The sequence below is a fragment of the Sulfurovum sp. genome, assembly GCF_015493435.1.
Classification (GTDB): domain Bacteria; phylum Campylobacterota; class Campylobacteria; order Campylobacterales; family Sulfurovaceae; genus Sulfurovum.
This window is the reverse complement of the sequence record NZ_WGDD01000054.1, coordinates 57,175-72,531: the sequence shown is the minus strand read 5'-3', so window position 1 is coordinate 72,531 and position 15,357 is coordinate 57,175. Positions and strand designations below refer to the sequence as shown.

Annotated in this window: 13 protein-coding genes; 2 read left to right on the top strand and 11 right to left on the bottom strand. The window is 45.4% G+C overall.

Annotated elements, in window-relative coordinates; translation table 11 throughout:
• Positions 1-109 precede the first annotated feature (109 nt).
• Positions 110-670 (top strand): adenylate kinase, encoded by a 561-nt coding sequence (locus F8L24_RS09615; RefSeq protein WP_294955080.1) that lies wholly within the window; start codon positions 110-112, stop codon positions 668-670.
• A 42-nt stretch (positions 671-712) separates the two neighbouring features.
• On the opposite strand, the gene murC is transcribed toward F8L24_RS09615, so the two are convergent.
• The 11 genes from murC to yajC form a co-directional block, all read right to left on the bottom strand.
• Positions 713-2,026: a UDP-N-acetylmuramate--L-alanine ligase gene (murC, locus tag F8L24_RS09610; protein ID WP_294955078.1), complete on the bottom strand. Its 1,314-nt coding sequence runs from the start codon at positions 2,024-2,026 to the stop codon at positions 713-715.
• Between the two features lie 61 nt (positions 2,027-2,087).
• Positions 2,088-2,684, bottom strand: a complete 597-nt coding sequence (locus F8L24_RS09605) for a hypothetical protein (RefSeq protein ID WP_294955076.1) — start codon at positions 2,682-2,684, stop codon at positions 2,088-2,090.
• Between the two features lie 42 nt (positions 2,685-2,726).
• A complete protein-coding gene (locus tag F8L24_RS09600; protein ID WP_294955074.1) occupies positions 2,727-3,863 on the bottom strand; it encodes a succinyldiaminopimelate transaminase in 1,137 nt (378 codons plus the stop codon).
• Between the two features lie 53 nt (positions 3,864-3,916).
• A complete protein-coding gene (locus F8L24_RS09595; RefSeq protein ID WP_294955072.1) occupies positions 3,917-5,257 on the bottom strand; it encodes a diguanylate cyclase in 1,341 nt (446 codons plus the stop codon).
• Positions 5,258-5,371: 114 nt separating this feature from the next.
• Positions 5,372-7,078 (bottom strand): D-alanyl-D-alanine carboxypeptidase/D-alanyl-D-alanine-endopeptidase, encoded by a 1,707-nt coding sequence (gene dacB / locus F8L24_RS09590; RefSeq protein ID WP_294955070.1) that lies wholly within the window; start codon positions 7,076-7,078, stop codon positions 5,372-5,374.
• A gap of 233 nt (positions 7,079-7,311) precedes the next feature.
• The gene (locus tag F8L24_RS09585; RefSeq protein WP_294955068.1) at positions 7,312-8,511 is read right to left on the bottom strand and encodes a PatB family C-S lyase; all 1,200 of its coding nucleotides are present in this window, start codon (positions 8,509-8,511) and stop codon (positions 7,312-7,314) included.
• Positions 8,508-10,625, bottom strand: a complete 2,118-nt coding sequence (ovoA, locus tag F8L24_RS09580) for a 5-histidylcysteine sulfoxide synthase (RefSeq protein ID WP_294955066.1) — start codon at positions 10,623-10,625, stop codon at positions 8,508-8,510. Before ovoA ends, F8L24_RS09585 begins: the two co-directional genes overlap by 4 nt.
• 21 nt (positions 10,626-10,646) lie before the next feature.
• Positions 10,647-10,985 carry a DUF6394 family protein gene (locus F8L24_RS09575; protein WP_294955065.1) on the bottom strand — a complete coding sequence of 113 codons (339 nt, stop codon included), beginning with the start codon at positions 10,983-10,985 and terminating at the stop codon, positions 10,647-10,649.
• A gap of 143 nt (positions 10,986-11,128) precedes the next feature.
• The gene (gene secF, locus F8L24_RS09570) at positions 11,129-12,100 is read right to left on the bottom strand and encodes a protein translocase subunit SecF (RefSeq protein WP_294955063.1); all 972 of its coding nucleotides are present in this window, start codon (positions 12,098-12,100) and stop codon (positions 11,129-11,131) included.
• Complete coding sequence (gene secD / locus F8L24_RS09565; protein ID WP_294955061.1) at positions 12,100-13,686, bottom strand: protein translocase subunit SecD; 1,587 nt, start codon at positions 13,684-13,686, stop codon at positions 12,100-12,102. The genes secF and secD overlap by 1 nt, the downstream gene beginning before the upstream one ends.
• Entirely contained in the window at positions 13,673-13,963 is a 291-nt protein-coding gene (gene yajC / locus F8L24_RS09560; protein WP_294955059.1) for a preprotein translocase subunit YajC, read from the bottom strand. The genes secD and yajC overlap by 14 nt, the downstream gene beginning before the upstream one ends.
• On the opposite strand from yajC, the gene F8L24_RS09555 reads away from it, so the two are divergent.
• Complete coding sequence (locus F8L24_RS09555; RefSeq protein ID WP_365937989.1) at positions 13,914-15,305, top strand: apolipoprotein N-acyltransferase; 1,392 nt, start codon at positions 13,914-13,916, stop codon at positions 15,303-15,305. The genes yajC and F8L24_RS09555 overlap by 50 nt on opposite strands.
• Positions 15,306-15,357: the final 52 nt, after the last annotated feature.

Below are 15,357 nucleotides of genomic sequence, written 5' to 3'. Positions count from 1 at the left end.
ATAAAATCCGCTTTGGGCTCCTTTTTTACCTTTTTGTTCTTTTCTCTTGCGAATAAGCCCCTTTTAACACTACAATTTGATATAATATTACAATACAAAGGAGAAATTTATGCCCAAAAAACTCATATTGATCATCGGTGCCCCCGGTTCCGGAAAAACCACAGATGCCAAACTAATCGCGGAAAAACATCCTGAGATCACCAGTTACTCAACAGGAGAGCTGATTAAGACGGAAGTCGAAAAAGGAACAGCAATCGGCCATATCGCTAAAAGTTATGTGGAAAAAGGTGATCTCGTACCGACACAGATCGTGGTAGAAATGATCGTCGATGCGGTCAACAAAGCACCCACACCGGCCGTACTTCTTGACGGTTTCCCGGGAAAAGAGAAACAGATGCAGTACTTCTGTGACTATATCTTCAACAACGACAAGATTCAGGTAGTCTCTGTCATCGAGGTCAGAGTAAACGATGAACTTGCCAGAGAACGCTGGATCGCTTCGGGAAGAGACCCGGAGATATTCGAACATGAGTTGAAGTCGTACAAAGCGTCTCTCGCCGAGATCGAAGCGCACTATGAAGACAAACATGTGCTGAAAGTCATTGACGGGGAAAGAAACCTCGATGCTGTCATCACAGATATCGACAGCCATTTGACAAGTCTACTCTAACTTCCCTTACCCAAGCGGTTCTTCCGCTTCGATTCCTCTTTTTTACGCCTCACCCCGTATCTGATAAGTAATATCTCCCGCACCGAATGCACAGACAAGCCCTTCACTGTACTCTCTGATGACATGTCCATCCTTGAACACTTTTACCACATTATCCTCTTTGGTCACGGAATCGGCCATAATCAGTTTGTAGCGGCTGAATGCTCCCTTGAGGTCGATGTCTACTTCCAGCTCTCCCGCAGCCCAGATAGGCAGTATCACCAGCTCATTCGCACCTTCGAAACACTCTACGAACCCCGGAAGGTTGTCTATGGTCCTCGAATATTTATGCGGCTGCCAAATCACATTGAGCTGTGAAAAATCTCTCAATGCCTCATAGGTTTTGAGGGACTGCATGGTCACTTTTATTTCCGTAGGGTGATGGCCGTAATCATCAATGACCACACAGTTCTCCCTGTTCTGAACAATATCAAAACGTTTTTTGATCCCTTTATAATGACGAAGCCGCGTACGGATCGCCTCTATATCTTCTCCCAGTTCCAGTGCAGCCAATAGGGCCAAAGCCGCATCCAGGGCGATATGTTCTCCGAAACCGAAGACTTCAAATGTACCAAAGTCCAGCAGTTCAAACCGTGTATGGGGTTCACCGTTGACCAGTACAAACTCTATATTCCTCATATCTTTGGAGGGGTAGAGTTTGATACTCTCCATATCGAGCGAAGCAAGGAATGCATCTTCGGCATTGATAACACGAGTTTTCGCCAGGGAGAGAAACTTCCTGTAAGCATTGTAAAAACGTTCTTCGTCATACTCATAATACTCCATATGTTCCGGTTCGACATTGGTCACGATGGCAAGGGTCGGGTTGGAGTTCAGGAAACTTTCATCACTCTCATCCGCTTCAAAGACCACTTTGTCGTTGGGGAAGTTACGCACGTTGGAGCCGAACTCTTTGGAGATCGCACCGATGAGGGCATTGGATTCCGGGATGAGCGAAGCCAGCATCGCCGATGTGGTACTTTTACCGTGTGCACCACCGACCGCATAGACTTCTTTGTCTCCCAGAATGAACTTCAGCGCTTCTTTTCGGGAAAGCAGTTCTATGCCGAGTTCCCTGGCTCTCTGATACTCCGGATTGTTCGGGCGAACCGCAGCGGAGTAAATGACCCTGTCCACTCCTTCCACGGCATCAGCATGGTGTGGAATCGTGATCTTTGCATTGAAGTTCGTTGCCAGATCATTGGTGATCTCAGTCTGTTTGATATCTGATCCGGAGATCTTGTGTCCGTCATTGTAAAGAAATTTTGCCAGTGCCGACAGACCTATGCCGCCTATGCCTATGAAATGTATTTTCATTACCTCTCCCTCCTGTAATTCTTCCAGAGGACAACCATCAAGAATTGCCCCTGCACTGCCATTATGATACGTGCTTATCTTCTTCCAATACTTTCAGTTCCTCTTTCCCCTGCGCCACATACTTGGCATACATCGTCAAAAGAATATCATTGGGCTGCACAAAACTCTGAATGAAAAGTGCCAGAGGATCATTCGGGTCTACATCGCCCACATCTACCAGATTGTCGATGAAATCATCAAAATCCATACCCGACATCACTGCAGAAGCATGGATCATCATCGCATCTTTGAGACCCTGATGGTCCATCGTGTGATGCAGTACAAGAAACATCTCTTTTGCTGCTTTTCGGTCATTTTCACTATAGCGCTGAATGGCATGTTCATAGATCGCTCTGGCAATAGCACGTTCTTCCTCATCAGTCATGTCAAAGGATCTGTGCTCAACAAGGTACTGTGAAAGTTTGTCAAAAGCCGTGTTGACGATATAGGTGAAGATTTCATTGATCTCATCTTCATCCGCTTCAATAACAAGCTGCGCATCCAGAAGCTGATAGCCTTTGGCAATGCTCTCTTCTGCTTTGCATTCTTCTTCAAGTCTTTTGATATTGGCAAGAAATTCGGGGTCTTTCTTGAGTTCTTCTACATGTATTTCGGGCATTTCCATTTTTTTCCTTTATTGTGGTGCGGAGAGCTACGTATCCTACGATTTGGTTTTGTCATCTTTCAAGGCAGCGATGCGCTGCAGTGCTTCTCTTGTCTTGTCCGCTTCATATACAAGTGCCAGCCTGACATAGCCTTTCCCCACGCCTTCACGGCCGAGGAACGACCCGGGAATTACTTTGAGGTTGTACTTTTCGTACAGTTTGACAGTAAAGTCTATCTCATCCTCTACTTTGAGCCAGATATAAAAGGTCGCTTCGGGGGCATCCACTCCCAGTACCTCTTTGGCGATCTGAAAATTCTTTTTATACTTCTCTCTGAAAATATCTACATGCTTCTGATCGGCCCATGCTGCTGCAGCGGCTTCCTGAAGCGGCAGAGGAGAAGCACAGCCCACATAGGTGCGATACACCATATATGCCTTGAGTATCTCCGAATCCCCCGCCATAAAACCGCTGCGAAGCCCGGGAGCCGAAGAACGTTTTGAGATGGAGTTGATCACCAGAATATTTTTAAAATCTTTATTGCCTGCTTCCATACTGGCATTCAGCAGGGAGGGTACAGCTTCTTCCAGATAAAGATCGGCATAACATTCGTCATTCAGGAGGACAAACTCATATTTGAGAGCCAGATTGACCCATTTTATCATTGCTTCCATCCCCATAACGGAACTTGTCGGATTGTTCGGGGAGTTCAAAATGACCAGGTTGGTTTCGGCCAGTATAGATTCATCTATCTCCGGCTGAAAACCATTACTTTCATTCAGGTTCAGGTAAACCACATCTGCACCGCTCGCTTTGGCCGCCCCCTCGTAGATCTGATAAAAAGGATTGGGGAAAACGATATGCGGTGTTTCAACATCATGCAGCAAAAACTGCGGAAAATTAAAGAGTACTTCACGCGTACCGAAAGTCGGTATGATCTGTCCATTGTCCAGTGTCAGGCCGAAACGGTTTTTCAGATAGGTCAGCATTCCCTCTCTCAGCACTGTTTCTCCTGCCGTTTTCGGATATTTGTTCAGCAGCGCAGCATGTGCCTTCAATGCATCCAGAATAAATTTCGGCGTATCGAACTGCGGCTCACCGATGGTAAGACTCAGAGGGCTGTAGCGACTGTCAGGTGTCACATTCTCAAGCAACTGGTTGAGTTTTTCAAAAGGATAGGTTTCAAAATTCATATTGGCCCTGATTTTTTATCAGATTATATCGAAGTTGGGGTTAAATATAGAGATCAGGGAGTCTCTATCATCACTTTTTCAACACAGTTTCTACCGGCTACTTTTGCCATATACAACGCCTTGTCAGCACGTTCTATGGCATCATGGAGTTCATCCCTCTCATCGATCTGTGTCACACCTATGCTTGCAGTGACCGCCGGCAGACCGGAAAATACCAGATTTTCTATGGAAAGGCGTATTTTTTCGGCAACCTCGTAGGCAAATCCAGCATCTGTCGACGGTAAAAGTGCCACAAACTCTTCTCCTCCCCACCGGCACAAAATATCGACATTCCTCAATTCCCTCAACAGAAGATTGGAAATCTGTTTCAATACTTCATCTCCCGTATTGTGTCCGTAACTGTCATTGATCTTCTTGAAGTAGTCAAGGTCAAGTACGAGCAGGGAAAGTGCATTGTGCCGCTGTACCATAATACTGTACTCCAGCAAAAACAGATCCATAAATTTCATACGGTTATAGAGTCCCGTCAAAGCATCCGTCGCTGCGATCTTTTCATATTTTTTGCTCTTTTGCTCCAGTTTTGCATTTTTCTGTTCCAACTCTTTATAATATCCATGCATCATCTTTGTCCAGCGGCTGTATGCAATAGAAATCAATTCTTTCTGCGTAATGAATCCTATCAGATACCCTTCATCATCTACAGTGACAATACGTTTGAAATGTTGATCCTGCATCAACCGAAGTGCTTCATTCAGTGTACAGGTTTGAAGAATGGTCATCACCGGAGTCACCATGTATGTTTTGACCGGCAGACTGAGATCTTTTTTTTCTTTTAAGAGTTTAAGAATATCTTTCGTTGTAATAATACCAAGGGCTTTTCCATTCTCTACAACAATAGCGGCGTCATGTGTGTATTTTTCCATTGTATGAAAAATATCGTAAGTGATCACCTCTTTATCTACCCAGCGATTTCTCTTTTTTCTTTTCAGAAGATCAGAAAGACGGTAATTATCCATCAAGGTATCGGGATCGATACTGGAAAGAATATCTGAATGTGCGATCACACCGTAAAGCGTTTCATCTTTATTGACAACGGCAATCAGTTCAACGTCATTCTGCAAATAATCCAGTGTTTCAAGTATGTTCATTTCTTTACGAATCGTTGGCAAGCGTGTGAGGTGTAAGGTGTCAAGCCGGAGATTTGTATCTGTGTGTTCCCTGTTGATACGCAGAATATCATAAATATCCAATACGTAAAACCTTTTGTTCCCTGTCACAACAATATGTCTATGCTCACTCTTGAGCATAAGCTCAATTGCCTGTGACAGAGTAGCTGTTTCTGGTACAGTCGATACTGCTGTAGTTGCGATTTCGGATATGAAGGGGAAATACATAAATCCATTTTATTGAAAAAGACTAAAATAATGTACATTATTTTAAATAATTTATATTAACTGAGAATGATTACTCATTTAGTAACATAAAAAGATATCAATCTCATTCTATATTCAATTGTCCTCAGCGATCAAAAAAGCTTTCCCGTTGATATCGGACCGTACTTTTTCCAAAACTGCCCTTGCTCTTTTTTCTTTACTGTAAGGACCTATCAATACCTTATACTTCAAGCCGTTTTGAACTGTATAGGAAAACCCTGATGTTTTGATCTTTTTGAGGTAAACTGCAGCCGGTACCTTGTCAAAGGAACCTGCCTGAATATAATAGCGGGCTTGCAGATGCTGTACACCGGCCGAATATTTTACCGTACTGTTTTGTGATACTGCTCCTAATGACGGGGTGCTCTTCCTGGGTATGCTGCCTCTACCTTTATACATCACCAGCCACTTAATAATATTGTTCTGCAGCTGTGCTGCTTTCCATCTTCCCTGTCTTGTATTGACCAGAATGACAACGGTATAGAGTCTTCCTGTTCTGCTTTTGACATATCCGCCAATGTTCTTGACCCGCTTGAGTGTTCCTGTTTTCATCCAGGCGCGCTTTCTCACTACAGTACCCCTGAAACGTCTCCGTATGGTACCGTCCACCCCGGCAATGGAAAGGGTATTCATCCATCGCTGCCCGTACCTGATATAGGCATGGTCAAACATATCTGCAAGAAGCTTTGCCGAAAGTCTGGAAGTACGTGAAAGGCCACAGCCGTTATCGATATGCAGAACACTTGAAGTAAATGCACCTCTGCTTTTAAGAATATACGCAACAGCATTTCTGCCTTTATCCAGTGTTGACGGTGCCCCGTACATTTTTGCACCCAGTGTCAGCAGTATCTGCCTTGCGTAGAGATTATTGCTCTTTTTGGCTGTTTTGGCAATGATCTTCTCAAGCGGTTTCGAATAATGGGTAAAAAGTACTTTGGCACCGGTGGGTACCTTTTTGAGACGCAGACTTCCCTTGACACTGACACCGCTCTTCTGCAATGCATCTTTCAGAGCATAATAGAATGATTTATAGGGTTTGGTGATCACCTGACACAAGTTCCGTGTTCCGCAATGTTTTGAAATAGGCCCTTTCAGGAGTACACTTAGCGTTCCCTGGCTTTTATCTACCTTAAAGGAGGGCCAGGAATAGCGTCCGCGGCAGGGCTTGTTGACCGGTTGAAGGTGATTGACGATAGTGTAACTGTTGTCAGCCACTTTTTTGGTCACACTGTTATGTTTGGGAGAAACACAAATGGTACTGATACGCTCATTGAACATCATGGCATCCGGCATGGCATTATAGGGACTGTACGTATGTTCGTCAAACCCGGAATTGTCCCGGGTAGTTACTTTGAAATAGCTCCGGTCTATCACAATATTTCCCATGATCTGTCGGATCCCTCTGGCTTTGATCTTTGTCACAATATCATCCAGATCCTTGTCTGAAAGGGTCGGATCACCAAATCCCTTGACAAGGAGATCGCCTCTCAATATACCGCCTTTGATCTTGCCTGTCATATAAAACCTGGTCGGCCATCGGTAATCAAACCCCAGTTTCAAAACAGCCGCATAGGTTGTCAACACCTTGATAACAGAAGCGGGAGTCCGTGCCGTCTCGGCATTCAGAGACGCAAGCACACGATTGCTGTTTCCTGTCTCTTTAATATAGATACTGATATCTTTTGCAGGAATTCCCGATTGGCTGATGATCTTACTGATTCCGGCAGGCAATGCATATATCCACATGGTCAAGGCAAAGAACCATATAATACTTTTTTTCATTTCTCGTCCTTCTTTTTCTTGTAGGGGACCTCTAATAATAGGTAATTCCCACAATGGGCTTTGCAAATGTAAGATTGGGCAAGAGACTTTCAAGTCCTAGCCATAACTAAGACGAAGTAAATATCTTGTGCAAGATTGCGTTTGCAAAGCCTACCCTTTGGGCATCTCTAGCTTTCGCCTATGCGTCGTTACTCTTTTTCGACTTAGCTACGGCTAGGACTTCAAAAGAGTGCCTAACCTAGACAAAAGCTAGAGGTGTTGTGGGTATCACCTATTATTGGAGGTCCCCTGTATGCTTTTTCCAGCCGATGCATCGCTTCATGCAGAGTTTCTTTTGATGTCGCAATATTCAAACGCATGAAACCGCTGCCGCATTCACCGAAACTTTTTCCGTCATTGAGGCCAAGTTTGGCTTTTTGAATGAAGAATTGTACCAAAACTTCATGACTCATTCCCATGGCACGGCAGTCAAGCCACATCAAGAAGGTTGCTTCAGTCTCTACCGGAATAATAGGAAGCTGATATTCCTGCAGGCAGCCCTTCACAAAATCAATATTTTCCTGCAAATGCACTTTCAGTGCTTTGAGCCATGTTTCCCCGCTTTCATAGGCACTCATCAGTGCTTCAATGCCAAAAGGGTTTCCATTGGTAATGCCCGATCTGTCCTGTTCAAGTCTGTAGGCTCTGCGCACACGGGCATCAGGAATGATGGCAAAAGACGTATTCAGACCTGCAACATTGAACGTCTTGGAAGGTGCATTGAAGATCACACAGTGTTTTCGGATCTTATCAAAAGTACCCAGAGCATGATGTTGCTTTCGATACACCATATCACCATGTATCTCGTCGGAAACGATCATCACATTGTTTTGCACACAAATATCGATGATCCTGTCAAGTTCTGCTACATTCCAGGCTCGGCCTGTAGGATTATGCGGAGAACAAAGCAGAAAGAGTTCCGCTTCTTGTGCTTTGGTTTCAAAGTCTGAGAAATCGATCACATATCTTCCCTCCTGATAGACCAGCGTATTTTCCAGTACTTTGCGTTTTCTGTGTTTGACAGAGGCAACAAAAGGCGGGTAGAGCGGTGTCTGAACGAGTATACCGTCGCCCCGCTCCGTAAACGCTTCAATAGCAAAATTGATAGAGGGAACGACCCCGTAGCACGGTACGATCCATTCTTTTGCTATTTTCCAGCCGTAAGCCTTTGCATACCAGGTTTTTATCGCATCGTAATAGCGTTCCGGGTAAACCGTATAGCCATAGAGGGGATGCTGCGCCCGTTTGACCAGTGCTTCCTGTACACAGGCAGGAGATGCCAGATCCATATCGGCTACCCACAGGGGCAGGAGATCAGCAGTACCGAACTTCTTGACCGCATCCTCATACTTTGTCGTGTACGTACCGCTTCTGTCTATACTGTCAAACATCATTTCTTTTCCCATACGGTCATTTCGGCAATTGTGTGCTGATGTTTTCTCGCTGTCTCCTGAATCACAAAGGGGACATCTTTTCTGTCTATCAGTCTGAATTCTTTTTCCAGTATCTCTGTGAGGCCCTCAAAAGTGGTCATATGTTCTCCGTCCTTCCTGTACCCGCCTATCCATTTCTCTTTGGGTGTAGATTCCTCCTGCCAGGTATAGGGAGAGGTCAGTACGAACAGTCCCCGTTCATTGAGACGCGGAGCGATGGAGTCGAGGAATTTTTTCGGATCGTACAGCCGGTCCAGAAGATTGCCCGCGAAGATCAGATCGAAACCGGCAAAGATCGGTTTGAGATTGCAGGCATCCACCTGCCAGAAAGCAACTTTTTTCCTCTCCTCTTCGAGGCCGAACTGCACAAGCGATACTTCATGAAAAGATTCCAGTTCTCCCTCTGTGGGCATCACATAGCACAGAGTACCTCTCTCTTTGAGTTTCTGTGCTTCCTGTATGAATCTTGCAGAAAAATCCACCCCGATTACTTCATCAAAATTTCGTGCCAGTTCAAAGGTACTTCTCCCGATGGCACAGCCAATGTCAAAAGCACGTTTACTGGGCCTATTCTGCATATATTCGGCAATCAGGGAGACACATTTGGCAGGATAGTTCTCTACCCCCAGCCTGTTTTCGCCCCAGCCGAAATGGCAGTACTGCGAAATAATACTGTCCGTCGTATAGGGATTGGTCGCCACCTTTTCTTCGTACCCGCTTTCGATATAGCGGAAACCTGCATGCTGATAGAAGTGTCGTCTGAAAGCATAGCGGCTTGTCTCCAGTGCCAGGTTTCCGCAGCTGATCCACGAACCCCCTTTGATGAGATTGTGTTTCCCGTCAAAAGTGGGCACCGTAAAATCATCATAAACAGAATGTACTTCAAAGCCTTCATAAGGATAGATAGGCGTACGGCTCCACTGCCATACATTTCCTATGACATCGTAAAATCCATTGTGTGCATACCGGTCGACCGGTACAGAGGAAGCAGCATCTCTGAGGTCAATATTGCCGGGGGCTGTACCACGCGCAGACCAGACCGCATACCCGGGTACGTTTGCCGCACGTCGCAGACGCATATATTCATCTTCTGTAGGCAGCGTAATGTTCCTGCCTTTTTTTCTGCTCAGCCAGCGACAAAAGGCTTCCGCTTCCAGACAGTTCACCTCTACAGGCCAGTTCATCGGCAGAGGGATCTCGGAAGTCAGGGTACGCAAACGGTAACCATTCGCCTGCTGTGCATCTTCTCTCCAGAAAAGCGGATGTTTTGTTTTGGTATACGCTTTCCAGGCTGCACCTTCATCACTCCAGAGTGCCTCATTGTCATAAGCACCGTCCTCTACAAAAGCAAGGTACTCCGCATGCGATACCAGGAACTTCGATGCCCGGAATGAAGGAATTTCGGTCTGATGATGTCCGTATTCGTTGTCCCATCCGAAATAATCACCCTCTGTTCCTTTGCCGAGCTGTACACTTCCGGCCGAAACAGAAAGCAGTACATTCTCCGGCGCTTCCCCCCATACTTCACAGTGGTGCCACAGATCCGTTTCACACACCATGTTAAGGGGAAGCTGACGGATCAGAACAGAAGAAGTCTCCAGGTGGATATTCTCGTGCTCGATCCCCATTAAGATCACCCACCAGGGCGAATCCTGTGTAATAGGAAGGGTCAGAGGAAGGGTCTCGATCAGTTCCGAGACCAGAACATAGACTTTGTTTCTATATGTCTGGGTATGTGCCAATGTCGGCCAGTCATAGTGTTGGCCATTGAGATCATCCCAGCTCATTTCATCTACACCTACCGCAAAAATAGATTCCAGTTCCGGGTCAATGCGTCTGTCAATGATCTTGGCAAGTTTGAGCTTATTGACAAAGAACGTAGCGGTATGTCCGTAATAAAAGATGATCGGATGGCGGAGAGAATCTGCCTTCATGAAGTAAGCCTCTTCTGCGGCCAATGTCTTGAACAAGGATTCGTAACGCTTGAAACAGCTTTGGAAATAGGTTTGTATCTCAGTGCGTTTCTGCCCGATGTCCTCTCCTGTGAGTGTCGGCATTTGAAGTATGGCTTCCATTCACATTCCAGGTCCGATGACTTAAAAGTCAGCTTTCTCTTTCGCACTCTCGATCATGGAAACGAAGATTGTATATAGATTGGCGATCACCGCACCAATGACCAGACCAACAGCGATCTTGTCGTTACCATAGAACTGCAGGGCAAAAAAGGCAGGTATCAGGTGAAGGTCCGCAACCAGCGATCCGGCAAGAAGCTCTGCTGAAAGAATATTTCGTACACCAATCTTCAAAATAGTCGAAACAATATTGACAGAACCGGCAATAAAAAGTGCTACAGTCGAATTTTCATACAAAAATGCTGCCGATGTCGTTAATGACATCAGCGTAAAAAATATATAAAATACCTTTCCCCATTGCATGACTTCTCCTTCTTATTTTATCTATGCCATTATAACACAGAATGGTTTTGCAGGGTGCTGTGTTCTCTCGGCACCCTATTCTTTAGACTATTTTACGGTACTGTCGGGAGACAGTACTCTACAACTGCCTGTATTAAAGATTTTTAAAGTGTTCCCTGTTCGTACATGGAGCGCATTTTCTCTTTCTCTTTTTCCCGCTTGATTTTTTCTGCCTCTTTCTCTCTGAAACCGGAAACATCAAAACCGAGCCACATCAAGATCGGAGAGGCCACAAAAATAGAAGAATAGGTACCTACGACAACACCGACCAGCAGCGTAAAGCTGAATCCTCTGATGATCTCTCCGCCAAAAAGGAAAAGAGTCAGAACCACAAAGAATGTGGTCAGTGACGTCAACGTTGTTCTTGAGAGGGTCTGTGTTACCGACTCATCAATAATCGAGGCCAGTTCAGGTTTTTTGATCGTTCTGATCCCTTCACGAATACGGTCAAATACAATAATCGTATCGTTCAGAGAATATCCCAAAATGGTCAGCAGCGCAGCAAGTGTATCGAGGTTGACTTCGATGCCGAAAAGCACTACCGCCCCCATAGCTATGGTCACATCATGGACCAGGGCCATAACAGAGGCTACGGCAAATCGCCATTCGAACCGGAAAGAAACATAAATCAGAATACCGAGTATCGCCAGGAACATGGACATCAACCCTTTTTCACGCAGTTCGGAGCCTACTTTGGCCCCGACCATGTCCACTCTTCGTATTTTAAAGTTTCCTGTCCCTTTTAAAAGCTGTGTCATTTTGTCACTGATATCTTCACCCAGTGCTTTTGAACTCATTTTCGTTCTGATAATCAGCTCATCGGGATTACCGAAATAGGTAACACTTGCACTTTCATAGTTTTTGTCTACACTGATCGCTTTCCGCACTTTCTCTATGGGTGCTTTGTTCTCATATTTGACCTGTACGAGCGTACCGCCGGCAAAATCGATCCCGTAGTTGAATCCTTTCGTAAAGATCAGTATAAGCGAGATCAGTACAACCGTCAGGGACAATGCTCCGAACCGTTTACTTTGGCTCATCAAAGGGATCGGTTTTTTCATTCTGAACAGTTCCATTATTTTACCCCCTCGTCAGTTGTAATTCCAAACCAGAAATTCAATCTTTTTTTATCCATTTTCGGCATAAGCCACTGGTAGAACCCGTGTGTACCGACAATAGCTGTCAGCATCGATGCCAAAATACCGATACTCATTGTCAAGGCAAATCCTTTAATGGCTCCGGTACCGTAAGCGTACAAGACAACCGCGGCGATCAGGGTCGTTACGTTGGCATCCAAAATAGCCGTAAAGGCATTGCTGTAACCGTCTTCCACTGCCTTGGGGATCGATTTCCCTTCATGCAGCAGTTCACGCATACGCTCATTGATGATGACGTTTGCATCCACGGCCATACCGACCGTCAGTACGATACCCGCCATCCCCGGCAGTGTCAATGTCGCTCCGAAAAGAGACATGATCGCCAGGATCAGGAAAAGGTTTCCGACCAATGCAACGTTTGCAATGACTCCGGCCATACGGTAGTAAATCATCATAAAGGCAATGACCAGAATGAAACCGAGTGCCAGTGCCATGGAACTGGCTCTGATACTGTCTGCACCGAGGCTCGGTCCTACAGAACGTTTTTCCATGACGTACACCGGTGCCAAAAGAGCCCCGGAACGCAATGCAATCGCAAGGTCATGTGCTTCATCGAGTTTAAAGTTACCCGATATCTGAACATGTCCTCCGCCGATCCTTTCCCTGATGACCGGAGCCGAATACACTTTGTTATCCAGAACAACCGCCATACGTTTACCGACTGCTTTGGCTGTAAAGTCTCCAAATATTCTTGCACCTTGCCCGTTCAGGGTAAAGTTGATCACCGGCTGATTGGCTTTGTCAAAACCGACTTTGGCGTCGGTCAGCATAGAACCGTCCAGTACAGGGATCTGGCGAAGAAGATAACGCTGTTTTGGATGATAGACATCCGGCAGGATCACATCACCGTAACTTTTTGCTTCTGCCGTACTCATAGTGGAAACCCTTGCCGCTCTGCCTTCATCGACAGCCATCAGCTGCAAATGTGCGGCACGGGCGATAAGCTCACGGATACGTTGTTCATCGGCCTGGGTTTTGATGCCGGGAACCTCAACGAGTATCTTGTCTTCGCCCTGTTTGGCTACCGTAGGTTCAGCCAATCCGAATTCATTAAGTCTGTTTCGAATGGTATCGACTGCCTGTTTGATGGCATTCTGCTTGGTTCGCGCCATCTCTTTGGGTGTCATTTGAAGAGTGAATTTCAAACCGTTCTGTGTCAGAACAGTACCGGTAATCTCTTTTTTCAGAAGTGCTGTTGCTTTTGGTACATCATCCTGGTCAAGCAGTTCAAAGGTTACCTTGTCGCCATCTACAATACGAAGATCATCAAAAATAATATCATTATCGTCAAAAATATATTTTACCGTTCCGGCTATGGATTTGGTACGCGAAGCGATCGCCACATTACTTTTGATACCAAGCAGCATATGCAATCCACCCTGAAGGTCAAGCCCCAGCGTGATCTTTTTCCCACTTGTACTCTGCGTGAGCGAAGGGATGGAGAAAACAATACCGAAAATGAGTGCAAAGATAAAAAGTATCAGTCTGAAATTAAGCGTTTTCATTGCCTACTTCAACTTTCTTTGATACAAATGCCCTGTCAAGTTTTACAATAGTGTCATCATTTAATTTGATTTTGATAAAATCGTCTTCCGGTTTTACAATTGTGGCAATAATACCGCCATTTGTGACAATCCTGTCACCCTTTTGGAGGCTTGCAAGCATCTCTTTGTGCGTTTTAGCCTGCTTTTGCTGCGGTCGAATGATCAAAAAATAGAAAATGGCAAATAAGATGATAAGCGGTAGAAATGAACCTATCATGCTTCCTTGTTCTGCTCCCATAGGAATCCTTTTGAGTAAATTGAAAAATTTTCGTAGACATTTTAGCACCTTTGTACTAACAAGGGGCTTGATGACCGCTCTTTTGGGTTCTGCCTTTATTTACCTCGACCACTGGGGAATTTCCTTCCTCTGGCTTAACTCAATACTGGGTCTTGGCTGCCTTTACCTGCTCCTTCCGTCCGACAAAGCCGTCTGGGCCTCAGCAGGGTTTTTCACCGGTATTTTCTGGTTCTGGTGGATCGCTTTGAGCTTCAACCACTACCATATGCCCTGGGCCGTTCCGCTTGTTGTGATCGTTATGGGACTGCTGTATGCCATCCTTTTCTGGGCAATCGCTTTTCTGTCTGAGTACCTCTCCTGCCGGGTACAGTGCTTCACCCCGAAAAGCTCCGATGCTCTGTATGGCAGGTGCGAAGCATCCCCTCCTGCACTTTTTACTCTTTCCCTTAAAGCCCTCGGCCTTTGGGGGCTGAGCTATATCCACCCTTTCGGATTCGACTGGTTCAAACCCGAGCTGATCTTTGTCGAAAGCTGTTTCGGTATCGAAAAATGGCAGTTTGCAATCATCCTTGCCGGTATTGTCCTGACGCTGTGGAAAAAACAGTATGCCTATCTGCTTATACTGCTTTTCGCCTGGCAGCCTTTATCCACGGCAAAGACGACACTTCCGAAAGATATTGATATTGTCACCACACATACCACTGTCGAGAACAAATGGAACAAAACCCTGCAACCTGAACAGTTCAGCATGCTTTTTGCGGCCATAGACAAAGCGATCGATGAGAACAAAAGCCTGGTGATCCTTCCCGAGTCTGTTTTTCCCCTTTTCCTAAACCGCTCTGCTTCACTGATGGATGCACTCAGAAAAAAAGCGGAACATATTTCTATTGTCACCGGTGGACTCTACTGGGACGGAAAAACACCGAGAAATTCAACCTATATCTTTACACACAACACCATACAGATCGCCAACAAGGTGCTGCTTGTCCCTTTCGGAGAAAGCAATCCTCTTCCGGATTTTCTCAGTGACTGGGTCAACAAGGTCTTTTACGACGGTGCAGTTGATTACAAAGCTGACAACCATGTCACCGACTATAAGATAGACGGAAACACTTATCGCAATGCCATCTGTTTTGAGGCAACCTCCGAAAAACTTTACAAAGGCAGACCAAAAAAAATGATCGTACTGAGCAATAACGGCTGGTTCACTCCCTCCATAGAACCGACATTACAGAAACTGCTGCTACAGTACTACAGCAGAAAATACGGCACGACCATTTATCATGCTGTCAATATGAGCTCCTCATGTATCATCAGGAACGGCCAGGCACAAAAATTATAAACCATTCTTTCTTTTGTGTTATAATAATAACAATTGAAAAGGAATCGTTGGC